Source organism: Enterobacter sp. MF024, assembly GCF_005843915.1.
Classification (GTDB): domain Bacteria; phylum Pseudomonadota; class Gammaproteobacteria; order Enterobacterales; family Enterobacteriaceae; genus Enterobacter; species Enterobacter barmai.
The window spans coordinates 406893-424862 of record NZ_VCBB01000005.1 but is presented as its reverse complement, the minus strand read 5'-3'; the positions used below and the strand labels follow the sequence as shown (position 1 = coordinate 424862).

General features: G+C 59.5%; 18 protein-coding genes. 6 read left to right on the top strand and 12 right to left on the bottom strand.

Annotated features, from left to right (window positions below; all coding sequences use genetic code 11):
- Positions 1-115: 115 nt before the first annotated feature.
- The 3 genes from FFB58_RS11415 to FFB58_RS11405 are packed head-to-tail and all read right to left on the bottom strand — an operon-like array spanning position 116 to position 3034.
- A complete protein-coding gene (locus tag FFB58_RS11415) occupies positions 116-586 on the bottom strand; it encodes a DUF1456 family protein (RefSeq protein ID WP_039031087.1) in 471 nt (156 codons plus the stop codon).
- A 46-nt stretch (positions 587-632) separates the two neighbouring features.
- Entirely contained in the window at positions 633-1352 is a 720-nt protein-coding gene (gene btsR, locus FFB58_RS11410; protein WP_039031086.1) for a two-component system response regulator BtsR, read from the bottom strand.
- Positions 1346-3034 carry a sensor histidine kinase gene (locus tag FFB58_RS11405; protein WP_039031120.1) on the bottom strand — a complete coding sequence of 563 codons (1689 nt, stop codon included), beginning with the start codon at positions 3032-3034 and terminating at the stop codon, positions 1346-1348. The genes btsR and FFB58_RS11405 overlap by 7 nt, the downstream gene beginning before the upstream one ends.
- A gap of 218 nt (positions 3035-3252) precedes the next feature.
- Here FFB58_RS11405 and mlrA point away from each other — a divergent pair, with 218 nt between their 5' ends.
- Positions 3253-3987 (top strand): HTH-type transcriptional regulator MlrA, encoded by a 735-nt coding sequence (gene mlrA, locus FFB58_RS11400; RefSeq protein ID WP_138369931.1) that lies wholly within the window; start codon positions 3253-3255, stop codon positions 3985-3987.
- 59 nt (positions 3988-4046) lie between these two features.
- Positions 4047-4160, top strand: a complete 114-nt coding sequence (locus FFB58_RS11395) for a protein YohO (RefSeq protein ID WP_072036698.1) — start codon at positions 4047-4049, stop codon at positions 4158-4160.
- On the opposite strand, the gene FFB58_RS11390 is transcribed toward FFB58_RS11395, so the two are convergent.
- From FFB58_RS11390 to bglX, 5 genes are all read right to left on the bottom strand, one after another.
- On the bottom strand, positions 4135-4872 hold the full coding sequence (locus tag FFB58_RS11390; protein WP_039031084.1) for an ABC transporter permease: 738 nt from the start codon (positions 4870-4872) through the stop codon (positions 4135-4137). The two genes, FFB58_RS11395 and FFB58_RS11390, sit on opposite strands and share 26 nt — an antisense overlap.
- Positions 4869-5801: an ABC transporter ATP-binding protein gene (locus FFB58_RS11385; protein ID WP_138369930.1), complete on the bottom strand. Its 933-nt coding sequence runs from the start codon at positions 5799-5801 to the stop codon at positions 4869-4871. Before FFB58_RS11385 ends, FFB58_RS11390 begins: the two co-directional genes overlap by 4 nt.
- The gene (locus FFB58_RS11380) at positions 5794-6951 is read right to left on the bottom strand and encodes an ABC transporter permease (protein ID WP_286172678.1); all 1158 of its coding nucleotides are present in this window, start codon (positions 6949-6951) and stop codon (positions 5794-5796) included. The genes FFB58_RS11385 and FFB58_RS11380 overlap by 8 nt, the downstream gene beginning before the upstream one ends.
- Before the next feature lie 19 nt (positions 6952-6970).
- Positions 6971-7888: an ABC transporter substrate-binding protein gene (locus tag FFB58_RS11375; RefSeq protein ID WP_138369929.1), complete on the bottom strand. Its 918-nt coding sequence runs from the start codon at positions 7886-7888 to the stop codon at positions 6971-6973.
- A 128-nt stretch (positions 7889-8016) separates the two neighbouring features.
- Complete coding sequence (gene bglX / locus FFB58_RS11370; RefSeq protein ID WP_138369928.1) at positions 8017-10314, bottom strand: beta-glucosidase BglX; 2298 nt, start codon at positions 10312-10314, stop codon at positions 8017-8019.
- A 189-nt stretch (positions 10315-10503) separates the two neighbouring features.
- On the opposite strand from bglX, the gene dld reads away from it, so the two are divergent.
- A complete protein-coding gene (gene dld / locus FFB58_RS11365; protein ID WP_138369927.1) occupies positions 10504-12261 on the top strand; it encodes a D-lactate dehydrogenase in 1758 nt (585 codons plus the stop codon).
- Between the two features lie 103 nt (positions 12262-12364).
- A complete protein-coding gene (locus FFB58_RS11360) occupies positions 12365-12919 on the top strand; it encodes a GNAT family N-acetyltransferase (RefSeq protein WP_039031078.1) in 555 nt (184 codons plus the stop codon).
- 85 nt (positions 12920-13004) lie between these two features.
- On the opposite strand, the gene pbpG is transcribed toward FFB58_RS11360, so the two are convergent.
- Together pbpG and FFB58_RS11350 are read right to left on the bottom strand one after the other, a co-directional pair.
- Positions 13005-13925: a D-alanyl-D-alanine endopeptidase gene (pbpG, locus tag FFB58_RS11355; protein WP_138369926.1), complete on the bottom strand. Its 921-nt coding sequence runs from the start codon at positions 13923-13925 to the stop codon at positions 13005-13007.
- Positions 13926-14092: 167 nt separating this feature from the next.
- Positions 14093-14680, bottom strand: a complete 588-nt coding sequence (locus tag FFB58_RS11350) for a Yip1 family protein (protein WP_039031076.1) — start codon at positions 14678-14680, stop codon at positions 14093-14095.
- A 150-nt stretch (positions 14681-14830) separates the two neighbouring features.
- On the opposite strand from FFB58_RS11350, the gene FFB58_RS11345 reads away from it, so the two are divergent.
- Positions 14831-15097 (top strand): hypothetical protein, encoded by a 267-nt coding sequence (locus FFB58_RS11345; RefSeq protein ID WP_138369925.1) that lies wholly within the window; start codon positions 14831-14833, stop codon positions 15095-15097.
- 24 nt (positions 15098-15121) lie between these two features.
- The gene (locus tag FFB58_RS11340) at positions 15122-15682 is read left to right on the top strand and encodes a DedA family protein (protein ID WP_039031074.1); all 561 of its coding nucleotides are present in this window, start codon (positions 15122-15124) and stop codon (positions 15680-15682) included.
- A gap of 3 nt (positions 15683-15685) precedes the next feature.
- Here FFB58_RS11340 and FFB58_RS11335 read toward each other — a convergent pair whose 3' ends face one another.
- Together FFB58_RS11335 and mdtQ are read right to left on the bottom strand one after the other, a co-directional pair.
- Positions 15686-16459, bottom strand: a complete 774-nt coding sequence (locus FFB58_RS11335) for an SDR family oxidoreductase (protein ID WP_138369924.1) — start codon at positions 16457-16459, stop codon at positions 15686-15688.
- Between the two features lie 55 nt (positions 16460-16514).
- Positions 16515-17933, bottom strand: a complete 1419-nt coding sequence (mdtQ, locus tag FFB58_RS11330; protein WP_138369923.1) for a multidrug resistance outer membrane protein MdtQ — start codon at positions 17931-17933, stop codon at positions 16515-16517.
- Between the last annotated feature and the right edge of the window lie 37 nt (positions 17934-17970).

The following is a 17970-nucleotide window of genomic DNA, read 5'->3' as shown; positions in this document are numbered from 1 at the left end:
AAAAGCCGGAGATTATCTCCGGCTTTTTTTATCGCTTTTTTGCCGGGTGGCGGCTTTGCCTTACCCGGCCTACCAACCCGCAGGCCCGCGCAAGCCCAGCGCCACCGGGCAAAAATCACGCTTTCGGGTGATGCACCCGATGGGTCAGGCCGCGCAGGAAATTACGCAGGAACTGGTCCCCGCACTCGCGGTAATTTTTATGATCCGGGGCGCGCATCATGGCGGTAATTTCCGGCATCGAGACGCGGTATTTCTGCTCGGTCATAATCGCCAGAATGTCGTCGGTCTTCAGCGAGAAGGCGATACGCAGCTTTTTCAGCACCGTGTTGTTGTTCACCCGACGCTCCAGCGCCAGTTCCGGCGCAGATTCATCTTTGCCGCGCTTGTCGTAAATCAGGCCGTTCAAAAAGCCGGAAAGGATGATGTCAGGGCAGCGAACAAAACCGTCCTCCTCCTCTTTGGTCATCCAGGTGTCGAACCCGGCCGAGGTGGATTCCATGTCGGCAAGCGCAAGAATGCGCACCATGTCGTTGTTATTGGCTTTCAGGGTGTAGCGCAGGCTACGAAGAATATCATTACTGAGCATAGAGCCTTCGAGTGTCGATGATGCAATGGCGCGCAGTGTAGCAGTTTTACAGCCCTATCGCCTCTTTCAAACTCTTCAGGTAGCGACGGCTGACCGGCACCGTCTGCCCGGCCCGCAGCACCAGTTCCGCCTGGCCGTTCTCCTCAAGGCGGATCTCTTTCAGATGCGCCATGTTCACCAGGTACTGGCGATGGCAGCGCAGCAGCGGGGTACGGCTCTCCAGGGTGCGCAGCGTCAGTTCCGTAAAGCCCTCTTTGCCTTCATGGCTGGTCACATACACCCCGCTCATCCGGCTGCTGACAAACGCCACATCCTCCATCTGCAGCAGCCAGATCCGGCTGTGGCCGGTGCAGGGAATAAACTTCAGCGGCTGCTGGTGTTCCGCCAGCAGGGACACGTCCTGCACGCTGCGCTCCTGGCGCAGGCGATTGAGCGTTTTCTCCAGCCGCGGCTCTTCGATGGGTTTAAGCAGATAGTCGAAGGCGTGCTCTTCGAACGCCTTAACCGCGTACTCATCAAAGGCGGTGAGAAACACAATATAGGGGCGATGCTCCGGGTCGAGCATGCCCACCATCTCCAGGCCGCTGATGCGCGGCATCTGGATATCCAGAAACAGCACGTCGGGGCGCAGCTTATGCACCGCGCCAATCGCTTCGATGGCGTTGGCGCACTCGCCGACAATCTCAATATCGCTGTGCTCCTGCAGCAAAAACCGCAGGTTTTCTCGCGCTAAAGGCTCATCATCGACAATCAGCACATTCAACATGCGTGTTCCTCCAGGGGCAGTCTTAAGGTTATGCGGGTAAAGCTGTCGGGCTCGCAGGTGACGGTAATGCCGCAATCCTCACCGAAATGGGCGCGCAGGCGTTTATCCACCAGCCCCATTCCCAGGCCGCCCCCCTCTTTTGCCGTAGCGTAGAGCCCGGCATTGTCTTCAATATCCAGCACCAGATAGCGATTAAAGCGGCTGGCGGTGATGGCAATCTCTCCGATACCCAACAGCTGGGAGGTGCCATGCTTAATCGCATTCTCAACGATCGGCTGCAGGGTGAAGGCCGGCAGCTGCTGCCAGGCCAGTTCATCCGGCACCGACAATGTGACCTGCAGGCGCGACTGGAACCGGGCCTGCTCAATTTGCAGATAGGCGTTCACATGCTCAATTTCATCCGCAAGGGTGACGATTTCCGAAGGCCGCTTCAGGTTTTTGCGGAAAAAGGTCGAAAGAAACTGCACCAGCTGCGTCGCCTGCTCGCTGTCCCGGCGGATCACCGCCTTCAGGGTATTGAGGGCGTTAAACAGAAAATGCGGGTTCACCTGCGCGTGCAGGAGCTTGATCTCCGACTGGGTGAGCAGCGCCTTCTGCCGCTCATACTGTCCGGCCAGGATCTGCGCCGAGAGCAGCTGGGCGATCCCCTCCCCAAGGGTACGGTTGATGGAGCTGAACAGGCGGTTTTTCGCCTCGTAGAGCTTGATGGTGCCCATCACCCGCTGATTTTCGCCGCGCAGCGGGATCACCAGCGTCGAACCCAGCTTGCACTGCGGATGCAGGGAGCAGCGGTACGGCACTTCGTTACCGTCGGCGTAGACTACCTCACCGGTCTCAATTGCACGAAGCGTATATGCGGACGAAATCGGTCTGCCCGGCAGGTGGTGATCGTCCCCGGTGCCGGTAAAGGCCAGCAGCTTTTCGCGATCGGTGATGGCGACCGCACTGATATCCAGCTCCTGGTGCAGGACCTGCGCCACCTTCATGCTGTTCTCTTCGTTAAAGCCCTGGCGAAGGATCCCCTCCGTCGAGGCCGCGACCTTCAGCGCCGTCGCTGAAAACGCGGAGGTATACTTCTCAAACATCGCCCGCTTATCGAGCAGAATGCGCATGAACAGCGCGGCGCCGACCGTGTTGGTGACCATCATCGGCGCGGCAATGCTGCCCACCAGATGCAGGGCATCCTCGAACGGGCGGGCGATCAGCAAAATGATCAGCATCTGCACCAGCTCGGCCACCAGGGTGATAGCCCCTGCGGTGAGGGGACTAAAGACTTTATCCGGGCGACCGCGGCGGATCATCACGCTGTGAACCAGGCCGCCAAGCAGCCCTTCGACAATGGTCGAAATCATACAGCTCAACGCCGTCATCCCGCCCATCGAGTAGCGGTGTAAACCGCCGGTCAGCCCCACCAGCCCGCCGACCACCGGGCCGCCGAGCAGGCCGCCCATCACCGCGCCAATGGCACGGGTGTTGGCAATGGAGTCTTCAATGTGCAGGCCCAGATAGGTGCCGAGAATGCAGAAGATGGAGAAGGTAACGTAGCAGAGCAGCTTGTGCGGCAGTCGGACGGTGACCTGCATCAGGGGGATGAACAGGCGTGTTTTACTCATCAGCCACGCGATGACCAGAAACACACACATCTGCTGAAGCAGCAGCAACACCAGATTAAATTCGTACATGCCCACAAACCGGAAATTCTAAAAGCGCGTAACATACACCGAAGCGCATTAACTTTCTTTGCAGTAAAAGCATGAAAATGTGTTTTCGTGCCACCCATCACACCTTTTGCCGAACATAATCTGATATTCGCATTATTTGTGCAAAAAAAGAGCAATCCTTCCTGGTTCAGCATTCTGCGTCTACAGTTAATCTGGGTATGTGCAAGCCGGGGGATAACATGGCGCTCTACACGATAGGGGAAGTGGCACTCCTGTGTGATATCAATCCAGTGACGTTACGCGCATGGCAGCGTCGTTACGGGTTGCTTAAACCACAGCGAACCGACGGCGGACACCGGCTGTTTACGGATGCGGATATCGACCGGATCCGCGAGATCAAAGGCTGGATCGATAACGGCGTGCAGGTCGGGAAGGTCAAAACGTTGTTGAGCCCGGAAGGTCAGGACGAACTGGACATCTGGCGCGAACAGCAGGAGGTGCTGCTGCGTTATCTGCAGTCCGGCCATCTGCATCGCCTGCGCGTGTGGATCAAGGAGCGAGGCAGCGAATACCCTGCGCAAACCTTAATCACCCAACTCTTTATTCCGTTACGAAGGCGGTTGCAGTCGCAACAGCCCACGCTGCAGGCGCTGCTGAGCGCGCTGGACGGGGTGCTGATCAACTACATCTGTATCTGTCTGGCGGCAGCGCGAAAGAAGAACAGCAAGGATGCGCTGGTGGTTGGCTGGAACGTGCACGACACCACACGCCTGTGGCTGGAAGCGTGGATTGCCGCCCAGCAGGGCTGGCGCGTCGACGTGCTGGCCCATTCCCTGGTACAGCTGCGCCCGGAGCTGTTCGACGGACAGACGCTGCTGGTGTGGTGCGGTGAATCACCGACGGCGGCGCAGGAGCTGCAGCTGACCCAGTGGCAGGAGCACGGGTATCCCGTCTTCCCGCTGAAAGGCAATTAATGGTTCATTAACACCCGCGCTTCACCGTATAATCGCCCTGTTAACATCAGGAGCACATTATGAAGGCAACCAAAGTCGCGGTTATCACCCTGTTCTTTCTCATGGCCGTCAGCGGTATTGGTGGCGTGATGCTGGCAGGTTATTCGTTTATTGTCCGTGGCGGTGTCGGCTGAGGCTTCTTGCCAGCCGCTCAAAAGCGCGATCCACCACAATCGCCGCCAGCGCCACCAGCAGCGCACCCTGGATAATATAGGCGGTATTAAAGCCGCTTAAGCCGATAATGATCGGCGTTCCCAGCGTATTCGCCCCCACCGTTGAAGCAATGGCCGCCGTGCCAATATTGACGATCACCGAGGTGCGGATCCCGGCCAGCATCACTGGCGCGGCAAGCGGCAGCTCGACGTTACGCAGGCGCTGCCAGCCACTCATCCCCATCCCTTCCGCCACGCTGATTGCCGCTGCGGGTACCGCCGCCAGCCCGGCAAGCGTCGCCTGCAAAATCGGCAGGACGCCATAGAGGATCAGCGCGATTATCGCTGGCTGCTGACCAAAGCCCATCACCGGCACCGCAATCGCCAGCACCGCCACCGGCGGAAAGGTCTGGCCGACGGCGGCGATAGTCTCCACCAGCGGGCGAAACTCGCGCCCTGCCGGTCGCGTGACCGCAATTCCGGCCCCAACCCCCAGCACGATGGCAAAGACGCTTGAGGCGCCCACCAGCCAGAAGTGGGCGAGCGTCAGGGTAACGAAGCTCTCCTGCTGATAGACCGGACGCGGCAGCTCCGGGAACAGCGTGCTGAAGAGCGGCGCGCTGTAGGGCATCAGCAGCAGGAGTGCGACAAACAGCGCCACCAGCCACAGGAGCGGATCGCGTAGCCACCTCATGTTGCCTCCCGGATCAGCAGATCGCGAAAGTACAACGTGCCGCACGCTCTTTCCTCTTCGTCCACCACCGGCAGGCTTTCGCATCCCTGGCTGACAAACGCCGAGAGCGCATCGCGCAGGCTCATGGAGGCCCGCAGCGGGCTTTCGCCTGGAGTGATGTCCGGGCGCATCGATTCGCCCACCGTGCGCAGCGACAGCAGGCGTACGCCCAGCTCGCTGCGGCCAAAAAACTCGCGCACGAAGCTGTTCGCGGGCCGGGTAAGCAGCTCCAGCGGCGTGCCCTGCTGCACCACCCTGCCGCTGTCCATCAGCACCAGGTGATCCGCCAGGCGCAGCGCCTCGTCGATATCGTGGGTCACCAGAACGATGGTACGGCCCAGGATGCGGTGAATACGGGTCATCTCCAGCTGCAGCGCGCTGCGGGTCACCGGGTCGAGCGCGCCAAAGGGTTCATCCATCAGCAGCACTTCCGGATTAGCGGCCAGCGCTCGCGCCACCCCAACCCGCTGCTGCTGGCCGCCTGAGAGCTGGTGCGGGAAGCGCTCGCGCAGCCCCGGCTCCAGCCCCAGCAGCGCCATCAGCTCATCCACCCGATCGTCAATTTTTTGCCGCGACCACTTTTGCAGCTGCGGCACGGTGGCGATGTTGCGCGCCACGGTCCAGTGCGGAAACAGTCCGATGGACTGAATGGCGTACCCCATCCGGCGACGCAGCTCCAGCACCGGCAGGCTACGGATCTCCTGCCCGGCAAAGCGGATCAGGCCGCTGTCGTGCTCCACCAGCCGGTTGATCATCTTCAGGGTGGTCGATTTACCCGAGCCCGAGGTGCCCACCAGCACCGAAAAAGCGCCTTCGGCAAAGGTCAGATCCAGATTGCTGACCGCGGGCTCCCCGGCAAAGGTTTTACTTACATCATGAAATTCAATCATTGGTTCTCCTTCGCAGCAGGGCTATCCACAGCGCAAACAGCGCATCCACCACCACCGCCAGTACGATGGTGGGTATGACGCCCAGCAGCACCAGATCCAGGGCGCTGCTCAGCAGCCCCTGGAACACCAGCGCCCCGAATCCTCCGGCGCCGATTAACGCCGCGATCACCGCCATCCCGACGGTTTGTACCGCCACCACCCTCAGTCCGCGCAGCAGCACCGGCAGCGCCAGCGGGAGCTGGATCTGCCAGAAGCGCTGGCGGCTGTTCATCCCCATGGCGTCGGCGCTCTCCAGCACCTCGGCAGGCACCTGGCTGAGCCCCGCCAGCACCCCGCGCGCCAGCGGCAGCAGGGCATAAAGCACCAGGGCGATCAGCGCCGGGGTCATGCCGGTCCCGGCAATACCCAGCGACGAAAGCCACGGCCAGGCGCGAGTCAGCCCGGCGAGCGGAGCAATCAGCAGGCCGAACAGCGCCACGGAGGGGATAGTCTGAATGACGTTCAGCACCGCGAATACCGGCCCCTGAGAGGCCGGGCGGCGGTAACAGAGGAGCCCCAGCGGCACGCCAATCAGCAGCGCCGGAACCAGAGTACCCAGCAGCAGGGTGAGATGCTGCTGCCCGGCATCGTTAAAGACATCCTGCCGGTTGGCGTACTCTTTCATCAGCGAGAGGGCGTTGAGTTCGCCGCTGAACAGCAGCAGCAAGGGCAGGATCCAGATTTGCGCCTGCAGCAGCCAGCGCCAGAGTGGCTGCGGGCTGAGCCTGCGAATGGCATCGCTACAGGCCAGCAGGCAAAGCGCCATCCAGAGCCACAGGCCGCTGCCCACGGCGGTACGCGCCAGCGGGCTTTCGCTGCTGGCAAGATGCGAGGCGGCAAGCCCCGCGCTCCAGACCAGCCCGGCAAACAGCAGTTCGCAGACCACCAGCGTCGACGCTAAAGCCCAGCGCCCGCGAACCAGCGTCAGCCCCAGCAACAGGCAGAGCGGGATGAGCAGCAGCGCAGGGGAAAACGTCCAGACCTGCCAGACGGCGCGCCCTTGCCCGGACACCAGCCGGTTCGGGGCAAAATTCACAAAGGGTAACGCGGCTGCTGCAAGGGCAATAAGCGCCATCAGCAGCAGCACGCGGTTATGACATTTTATCGGCACATCGCAGTCCTGCGGCGGGTTATTTCACCAGCCCTTTTTGCTTCAGGTAATCTGCCGCCACTTTTTTGGCATCCAGCCCTTCCACTGCAATGCTGGCATTGAGCTGCTGCAGCGTTTTTTCATCCAGCGTTTCAAATACCGGCTTCAGCCAGGCGTCCAGCTCCGGGTATGCCTTCAGCACCGCCTCGCGCACTACCGGCGTCGGGGCGTAAATAGGCTGAACGCCTTTCGGATCGGTGAGGGTTTGCAGGCCCAGTGCCGCGACCGGGCCGTCGGTGCCGTAGGCCATCGCCGCGTTGACGCCCGAAGTTTGCTGGGCCGCCGCTTTAATGGTCACCGCCGTATCGCCCCCCGCCAGGGAGAGAAGCTGGCTCTGATCGAGCTTGAAGTCGTAGGCTTTTTCAAAGGCAGGGAGAGCGTCCGGGCGCTCGATAAACTCGGCTGAAGCTGCGAGTTTGAAATCGCCCTTCTCTTTCAGGTAGCGGCTGAGATCCTCAAGCGAGGTGAGCTTGCCTTTATCCGCCACGTCCTTGCGAACCGCGATGGTCCAGGTGTTGTTGGCCGGGGCCGGAGTCAGCCAGATCAGCTTGTTCTGCTCGGCATCGAGTTTTTTGACTTTCTCGTAGCCGTTCTTCGCGTTTTTCCACGCCGGGTCATTTTCATCTTTGAAGAAGAAGGCCCCGTTGCCGGTGTATTCCGGGTAGATATCCAGCTCGCCCGAGGTGATGGCCCCGCGTACCACCGGGGTGGTGCCCAGCTGCACTTTATTGACGGTTTTAACACCGTGACTCTCCAGCACCTGCAAAATGATGTTGCCCAGCAGCGCGCCTTCCGTATCAATTTTCGACCCGACCTTAACCGGCTCCGCCGCCTGTAATGGCAGGCTCAACGCCGCCAGCAGCGCCGTTGAACCAACAATCCCCTTAAAGATAGTCATTCCGCTTTCCTCATGATTTTGCCGCCTTTTTCAGACGCTTGAGAGAAAAGCGTAGTCGATAACCAGGGTTTTAGCGCGCCATTCACAAATTGTGTATGGCGGCCTGGTTTAGCTATTGCCCGGCGATTTTACAGCAGCTCGAACTCGCCCTTATTCACGCGGGCTGAATCCGTACCGATAAAGACGTTGAACTTGCCTGGCTCAGCGTCGTATTTCATCTGCTGGTTCCAGAACTTCAGCGCATCCACGTCAATCGGGAAGCTGATGGTTTTGGTTTCGCCCGGTTTCAGGTTCACCTTCTCAAAGCCACGCAGCTGTTTTACCGGGCGGCTCATGGAGGCGGTCACATCCTGAACGTACATCTGGACAACCGTCTCCCCTTCGCGTTTACCGGTGTTGGTAACCTCGACGCTGGCGGTCACCGTGCCGTCCGCCTTCATGGTCGGCGCAGACATTTTCACCTCAGAAACGTTGAAGGTGGTGTAACTCAGGCCGTAACCAAACGGATAAAGCGGACCGTTGGCTTCGTCGAAGTAACGCGAGGTGTACTTGTTCGGTTTGTCGGCGTTATACGGGCGACCGGTGTTCAGGTGGCTGTAGTACACAGGGATCTGCCCGACGGAGCGCGGGAAGGACATCGGCAGTTTGCCCGACGGGTTGTAGTCACCAAACAGCACGTCGGCAATGGCGTTACCGCCCTCGGTACCGGCGAACCAGGTTTCCAGAATCGCGTCTGCCTGCTGATCTTCTTTCACCAGCGCCAGCGGACGGCCGTTCATTAGCACCAGCACCAGCGGCTTACCGGTGGCTTTCAGGGCGGCGATCAGATCGCGCTGGCTCTGCGGCAGGGTGATATCGGTCCGGCTCGACGCTTCATGGGCCATCCCCTGGGCTTCACCCACCACGGCCACCACCACATCGGACTGCTTCGCGGCGTTAACCGCCTCGTTAATCATCTCCTGGGCGGAGCGCGGATCGACCTTCACCGCCTCTTCATACTGGTTGAGGAAGGTGACGATGTCGTTATCGCTGGTGACGTTGGCCCCTTTGGCGTAAATCACTTTGCCCTTGTCACCCAGCGCGTCTTTGATGCCGGTCAGCACGGTAACGGACTGATCCGCCACGCCCGCCGCAGACCAACTGCCCATCACGTCGCGCTTGCTGTCGGCCAGCGGGCCGACCACTGCCACGGTGCCGGATTTCGCCAGCGGCAGCGTGTCGAGACGGTTTTTCAGCAGCACCAGGCTTTCACGCGCGACCTCACGCGCCTCTTTGCGGTGCAAGCGGCTTTCGGCGTTGGTATCCACCGGGTCGGACTCTTTCGGCCCCAGGTGGCTGTACGGATCGTTAAACAGCCCCATGTCATATTTGACGTTCAGAACATGGCGCGTGGCGTCATCCAGCTCCGCCATGGTGACCTTACCGCTCTTCACCAGACCCGGCAGGTACTTGCTGTAATACTCGTCGCTCATGCTCATGTTGATGCCGGACTTCAGCGCCACGCGCACCGCATCTTCCGGATCGGCGGCGGTGCCGTGCTTGATAAGCTCTTTGATCGCCCCGTGATCGGAGACGGTGATGCCCTTAAAGCCCCACTTGTCGCGCAGAATATCTTTCAGCAGCCAGCTGTCGGAGGTCGCCGGGGTGCCGTTCAGGGAGTTCAGCGCCACCATCACCGCGCCGCTTCCGGCATCAAGACCGGCTTTGTACGGCGGCATATAGTCGTTGAACAGGCGCTGCGGGCTCATGTCGACGGTGTTGTACTCTTTTCCGCCTTCGACGGCGCCATAGGCGGCGAAGTGTTTGACGCTGGTCATGACCGAGTAGCGATCCGCCGGGCTTTTGCCCTGCATCGCTTCCACCATGGTTTTACCCATCGTCGCGGTCAGGTAAGTGTCTTCCCCGAACCCTTCCGAGGCGCGGCCCCAGCGCGGATCGCGGGAGACGTCCACCATTGGCGCCCAGGTCATGTTCAGGCCATCGTCCGCCGCCTCGTAGGCCGACACGCGGCCGACGGTTTTCACCGCCTCGAGGTTAAAGGAGGAGGCCAGGCCCAGGCTGATCGGGAAGACGGTACGCTGGCCGTGGACCACGTCATAGGCGAAGAATAACGGGATTTTCAGGTGGCTGAGTTCCATCACCTGATCCTGCATTTTGCGGATATCCTGGCGGGTGACGGTGTTGAAGATCGCCCCTACCTGCCCGTTTTTGATCATCTCGCGAATGGCTTCTTTCGGATTATCCGGTCCGACGCTGATCAGGCGCAGCTGGCCGATTTTCTCGTCTACCGACATCTTTGTGAGCAGATCGGTCACAAAGGCGTCCCGGGCTTCCGGCGTTAGCGGATGATTGCCAAACAGGTCGTCAGCCAGCGCGGGTTGCAGCGCCAGACTTACAGCTACCCCTACAGAACAAAGCCATTTCATCTCGTTTACTCTCTCATCAATAACCGCCGGATAGTCGCGGCCAGACCGTACGAAAAGCGCAGTGTGCCATAAACCCTGTTAACGTTGCAGGGTTTATTCTCTGATTTTTCTGGCGAATAGTCGTTCGCATAAACATTAATCGCGCTATGATTTTCGACGACGCATTTGAATAACCACAAGGGGTGGACGATGTCTTCTGAACGACTGCACGATAACACCAACTTTATAAACGACCTGGCACGTCTGGTAGGTCATGCGCACCTGCTTACCGACGCCGCGAAAACTGCCCGCTACCGCAAGGGCTTTCGCTCCGGACAAGGGGACGCGCTGGCGGTGGTGTTCCCGGGCACGCTGCTGGAACTGTGGCGGGTGCTCAGCGCCTGCGTCGAGGCTGACAAAATTATTCTGATGCAGGCGGCCAACACCGGCCTGACCGAAGGCTCTACGCCGAACGGCAACGATTACGATCGCGACATTGTGATTATCAGCACCCTGCGCCTCGACAAGCTGCATCTGCTGGATAAGGGCGAGCAGGTGCTGGCGTATCCGGGCACCACACTCTATTCGCTGGAGAAGGCGCTGAAGCCGCTGGGCCGCGAGCCGCACTCGGTGATTGGCTCCTCCTGTATTGGCGCCTCGGTGATCGGCGGGATCTGCAACAACTCCGGCGGCTCGCTGGTGCAGCGCGGCCCGGCTTATACCGAAATGTCGCTCTTCGCCCGCATTGACGAACAGGGCAAACTGACGCTGGTGAACCATCTGGGTATCGACCTGGGGGTGACGCCGGAGCAGATCCTCAGCAAGCTGGATGACGACCGCGTGAAAGAGAGCGACGTGCTGCACGACGGACGTCACGCCCACGATCATGATTACATCACCCGGGTGCGCGAGATTGATGCCGACACCCCGGCGCGCTACAACGCCGACCCGGATCGTCTGTTTGAATCCTCCGGCTGTGCCGGCAAGCTGGCGGTCTTCGCCGTGCGCCTGGACACCTTCCCGGCGGAGAAACGCCAGCAGGTGTTCTATATCGGCACCAACCAGCCGGACGTGCTGACCACCATCCGCCGCCATATTCTCGGGGAGTTCACCCATCTGCCGGTCGCCGGGGAATATATGCACCGGGATATCTACGACATTGCCGAGCGCTACGGCAAAGATACTTTCCTGATGATCGACAAGCTCGGCACCGACAAGATGCCCTTCTTCTTTACCATGAAGGGACGCACCGATGCGATGCTGGAGAAGGTGTCGCTGTTTAAACCTAACTTTACCGACCGCTTTATGCAGAAGCTGGGCAACGCCTTCCCGGCGCATCTGCCGCCGCGCATGAAGAGCTGGCGCGATAAGTACGAGCATCACCTGCTGCTGAAAATGGCGGGCGACGGCATTGCCGAAGCGCAGAGCTGGCTGGCGGAGTTCTTCAAAACCGCCGAGGGCGACTTCTTTGCCTGCACGCCGGAAGAAGGCAGCAAGGCCTTTTTACACCGCTTCGCCGCCGCCGGGGCCGCGATCCGCTATCAGGCGGTTCACGCCGACGAGGTGGAGGATATTCTGGCTCTGGATATCGCCCTGCGCCGTAACGATACCGAATGGTTCGAGCAGTTGCCGCCGGAGATCGACAGCCAGCTGGTGCATAAGCTCTATTACGGCCACTTTATGTGCTACGTCTTCCATCAGGATTACATCGTCAAAAAAGGGGTCGACGCCCACGCCCTGAAGGCGCAGATGCTGGAGCTGCTGCAGGCGCGCGGGGCGCAGTATCCGGCGGAACATAATGTGGGTCACATTTACGAAGCGCCGGAGGCATTAAAACAGTTTTATCGCGCTAACGACCCAACAAACAGCATGAACCCCGGCATCGGTAAAACAACCAAGCATAAATACTGGGCAGGCGAACTGGAAACAGCGCGTGATGGTGCGCAAGCCACTGATCAAACCAGTTAGGCATCGCATGGGCGCTGTTAAGCCCACATAAATAGGACTAGAGTAGCGTCACGACGCCAGAGAAACATTTCTCTGGCTTTTTTTAACGAGGAGCGGGCAGACCATGTCGGCTGTTGAAACATTATCCGAAACTGACGTTGTAATACGCGATGCCGGGGCCGAGGATGCGCATGCCATTGCTGCCATCTACGCCTGGCATGTCCTTAACGGGCGCGCATCCTTTGAAGAAGTTCCCCCGACCGTAGACGAGATGCGGGATCGCATTAACGCGGTGACCAGCCAGGGTCTGCCGTGGCTGGTGGCGCTCTATCGCGGGATTGTGGTGGGTTACTGCTATGCCACCCACTATCGCGCTCGCCCCGCCTACCGCTATACCCTTGAAGAGTCGATTTACGTCGAGGCCAGCACTCCCGGGCGCGGTTTTGGCAGCGCGCTGCTGAGTGCCCTGATCGCCCGCAGCGAAGAGGGCCCATGGCGGCAGATGATCGCCGTGGTGGGCGATGGGCCAAACAACGCCGGCTCGTTACGCCTGCATAAAAAGCACGGGTTTGAAGTGGCGGGACAGCTCAGAAGCGTGGGTTACAAGAAAGGTGACTGGCGCGATACGCTGATTTTGCAGCGTCCCCTCAACGACGGTGACTGGACGCTGCCGGAGTAGTTTTTGCCCGGCGGCGCTTCGATTACCCGGCCTGGGAAACCCGTAGGCCCGTGCAAGCGCAGCGCCGCCGGGCATTAAACCCAGCTCAATCGTTCTGCGCGGTGGCCATCTGCGCGGCTTTCTGCTTTTTGTAGCTCAGGGCCGCGGCCGGAACCGGGGTGACTTTTCCGGTTTCAATCCAGGTACGCAGACGGCTGGCGTCGGCAAAGTGGGTATATTTGCCAAACGCATCCATCACCACCAGCGCGACCGGCTTGCCGTTAAAGACCGTCCGCATCACCAGACAGTGGCCCGCGGCGTTGGTAAAGCCGGTTTTGGTCAGCTGGATATTCCAGTTATCGCGGTAGACCAGGTGGTTGGTGTTACGAAACGGCAGGGTATAGGCCGGGTTCGAGAAGGTCGCCATCTCTTCACGGGTGGTGCTGAGCTGGCCGATCAGCGGATACTGCTTGCTGGCGATCAGCATCTTCGTCAGATCCTGCGCCGTCGAGACGTTATGGATCGACAGGCCGGTTGGCTCCACAAAGCGCGTCTGGGTCATCCCCAGTGCCTTCGCTTTGGCGTTCATGGCGCGGATAAAGGCGTCATAGCCGCCCGGATAGTGGTGCGCCAGGCTTGCGGCGGCGCGGTTTTCCGAGGACATCAGCGCCAGCAGCAGCATGTTCTTGCGGCTGATTTCGCTGTTCAGACGCACGCGGGAGTAAATCCCTTTCATTTCCGGCGTCTGACTGATGTCGACGCGCAGTTTTTCATCCAGCGGCAGCCGTGCATCCAGCACCACCATCGCGGTCATTAATTTGGTAATAGAAGCAATCGGGCGCACCAGATTCGGGTGGCTGGAGTAGATCACCTTGTTGGTTTCCAGATCGACGATCATGGCGCTACCGGAGGCAATCTCCGGCTGGGCCGCCGTAGCCACAGCGGCAGGTTTGGCGATCGCAGGGGTCGCCACTGGCACAGCCAGCAACAGTGCAAGACTCAGTAAAGAAACGCGGAATTTCAGCATGGTGAGATTTCGGATAATTATTCATGCACGTAATAACGTACGCCGCCCGGGCCGAAGCGAGAACACGGGCTGGCTAAGGCATCATAGCCGTCCGGATGCCTTGCTACCAGTAGTTAATCGTGAACAGATGCTGCATTGCTGGCATTTACGCCAGCAATGCAGTGACCTCAGAAGAGACGATATCCATAACCCCAAAGAATAACCGTCAGCGCCAGCAGCACTTCCAGCAGCAGCACGCCGATGGCGAGGGTCGAGCCGGAAAAACTGCGCCCCTCTTCTTTGTTGATACTCAGGAAGGTCGGAATGCCGATATAGAGCAGATAGCCGGTGTAACAGAGCGCAAGCGTCCCCACCAGCGCACACAGCCAGACGATCGGGTAGAGCGCCACAATCCCACTCAGAAACAGCGGGGTTGCCACGTAACCAGCGAATACCATGCAGTGTGTCAGCGATGGCCGTTGCGGATACCGGCGCGCCATCCAGTAAATCACCCGCCCCATTGCCGCCACGCCCGCCAGCATCAGGGCGTAAAACACCACGGCCAGCGCCAGGCCGGTCATCCATGAGAGTTTTACGACATTGCCGTCGTCAAAATCCCAGCCGATTTGCGTGGTACCAATAAACGCGCAAATCACCGGTACGGCGGCCATCAGCAGCACATGGTGGGTATAGTGATGACTGACCGTTTCGTTTTCGCTTCTGATCACGTGCATTTCACGATCGGGATGGGAAAAGAGTCCCCAGACATGGTTCATAACGCCCCCTTGTTGTCGGCCCGCTAGCGATAACTCAAGTATAATGCAGGCCTGAGATTATTTTTTATACAGCCTAAAAATGCACCGGCGGGTTCAGCGCTCTGGTATATTAATCCCTGCTAAACAGCAGCTTACGGGAGGGAATCTCAGATGGCGGAATTCATTTTTTTCAAAAAGGGAAATAACGTCGCGGCGCTGGATAAAGCCGACGTGCAGGGCGCCAGGATGTTGATTGAACAGGGGTATATCAGGCAGTTTGAAGAGATTACCGCCCCTGATGGTCAGCACGCGCTGGCGCGCTTTGACAATATCAAAAAAGAAGAAGAGTTAGGCCCGTTTGTCTGGGCGACAGGCGCCCTGTTTTGCGGGCTCATCGTCCCCGTTATTGGTTTAATCGGCTGGTTGTTATTACGTTAACGTTTCCTGCGCTACGCTTAACGTATGGATATCAATACTCTCATTGCACAGTATGGCTATGCCGCGCTGGTTATCGGCAGCATAGCGGAAGGCGAAACCATCACCCTGCTGGGTGGCGTGGCGGCGCATCAGGGATTGCTTCGCTTTCCTCTGGTGGTGGCCGCGGTGGCACTGGGCGGCATGATCGGCGACCAGCTTCTTTACCTGATTGGGGTGCGGTTTGGTCCGACGATCCTGCGACGCTTTTCCCGCCATCAGAAGAAAATCGACCGTGCTCAGCAGTTGATCCAGCGCCACCCCTATCTTTTCGTCATCGGCACCCGCTTTATGTACGGCTTTCGCATCATCGGCCCACTGCTGATCGGTGCCAGCCGCCTGCCACCGAAAATCTTCCTGCCGCTGAACATTGTAGGGGCCATCGTCTGGGCGCTGATTTTCACCACTCTGGGCTATGTGGGCGGTGAAGTGCTGGAGCCGTGGCTGCACGCCCTGGACCAGCACCTGCGCCACTGGATCTGGCTTATTGTGGTGCTGGTGCTGGTCTTCGCGGTGCGCTGGTGGCTGAAACGCCGGGATCGCCGCTAAAAATTACTGCTCCGGTTTAAACTGCGGATTGCCCAGCATAAAGCCGCCGTCGACGATAAACGACTGACCGGTGGCGTAGCTGGCATCAGAGTCACACAGCCAGGCGACCAGGCTGGCGATCTCTTTGGTATGTCCCGGCCTTGCCAGAGGAATGTTTGGCATGGAGCCAGGCTCGACCTCGCTGTCGTCCATGTTGTTCATCGGCGTGGCAATCGCTCCCGGCGCCACGGCGTTAACCAGAATGTTGTGATGCACCAGCTCCATCGCCATCGACTTGGTCAGGCCGCCGAGGGCGTGTTTGGCTGAGGTGTAGGCGCTGGCCTCCGGCAGCGGGGTATGCTCATGCACCGAGGTGATGTTGACGATACGTCCGCCCTCCCCCTGCTTCACCATCTGACGGGCGGCGATCTGCGAGCAGAGAAACGCCCCATCCACGTCGACGCTAAAAATCGACCGCCACTGGTCATACTCCATATCGAGAAACGCCGCTTTGGTCATCGCCCCGGCGTTATTGACCAGCACGTCGATACGCCCGAAGCGTTCAATCAGCGTCTCGATGGCTTTCGCTCCGTCCGGCAGCTGGCTGAGATCGAGCTGAATGGCCTCTGCCCGCTGCCCCCGGGCCTCGATCTCACGACAGGTTTTCATCGCCCCTTCTTCGTCCGAGTGCCAGGTCACGCCAATATCAAACCCACGCTCCGCCAGCATCAGCGCCGTGGTTTTGCCGATCCCCGAATCCGATGCCGTTACAATAGCTACACGATTGGTTGAACCCATACTCACCTCCGGAATAATAAAAGACAAAGAGATAAGTATAGTTACTTCTCATTTTCTACCCGTGGTGATAGCCGCCGCCCAGGGCGGAGATGAGCTGCAGGGTGGCGTCAACGTACTGCCCCTGCAGGGTCAGCCCGGCCACCTGCTCCTGCAGGGCGGGAATTCTGGCTTCGCTGACCCGCGCGCCAGCGACGATCCCGGCGTTGAAACGCGCCTGCGCCAGGGCCACCATCCGCGCGGCATCGGCTTCCACGCGCTGCTGGTGTCTGTTTTTCGCCATCAGCGTTTCCACCTCGCTGGCGCTGCGGGCCACCTGATTGACCGCCTCCACCACCGCTTTGTTGTAGTTCGCGATCGACAGGTTGCTTTGCGCCTGGGCGATATCGAGGTTGGCGTTCAGGCGTCCGCTGTCGAAAATCGGCAGGGTCAGACCGGCGGTGACGCCCATCTGCTGCGCCGAGGAGCGGAACAGATCGCTTAAGTGCAGTGCGTCCTGTTGCAGAAACGCCATTAAATTTACGTCGGGATAAAACGCCGCTTTCGCCGCGTCTACCTCGCGCAGCGAGGCCTCGATGTACCAGTGCGCCTCCTGTAAATCAGGACGGCGGGCCAGTAATTCATAGCCCAGGGTGGAAGGCAGGTGGCTCTCTACCGCAGGCAAGGCATGCGGGGTCAGCTTCACCGTCGGGGCATTAGTGAGCGCCTCCAGACGCGCTTCGATGGCTTTCATCTTCCCGGTCACCTCCGCCAGCCGCTCATCGGTTTTGCTGGCGTTGATGTCGGTTTCGACCCCTTCCACGGAAGAGGTAATGCCATGCTGATACAGCTCGCGGTCGGTGCCAACGATCGCCAGCTGTTCCTGCTTGATAGTGGTTAACACATGCCCGATGGCCGCCTCGGTCTGCCACTCCCAGTACAGGCGCGCCACGCTGCTGGCAAGCAGCTGGCGGGTCTGTTCCAGCTCCGCCTGTTGCGCGTTGACCTTGCCGATGCGGGATTCAACCTGAGCGCGGTTTTTGCCCCACAGATCCAGATCCCAGCCCGCGGTTAAGCCGAAGGTGCCGTTAGTGTACCAGGGGCCGGTGGTTCCGGCTGCCGGATCGGTTATCGCAAAGGGCCCCATCAGCCCTTCGGCGGACATTTTCTGCCACTCGGCATCGGCGGAAAAATCCACTTCCGGACCATCGGCGGCCATCGCCATTCTGGCCTGGGCTTCGGCAAGGGTAATGCGCTGACGGGCAATATTCATATCCGGCGCATCGGCCAGCGCTCTGATGATAAGGCTGGTGAGTTCGGGATCGTGAAAATCTTCCCACCAGCTGTTTTTTGGCCACTGACCGGCAGTGAGCCCGGTGTCAATTTTCGCGGCAGGGATCTGTTGAGGCAGCGACGCCGCCGTATCGTGGCCGGGCGCACAGGCAACCAGAAGAAGAGAGAGAGGCAGGCAGCAGAAATAAAAACTCGAACGTTTCATCACGTTATTCACCCAAAAAAGAAGGCTGCAAAATACG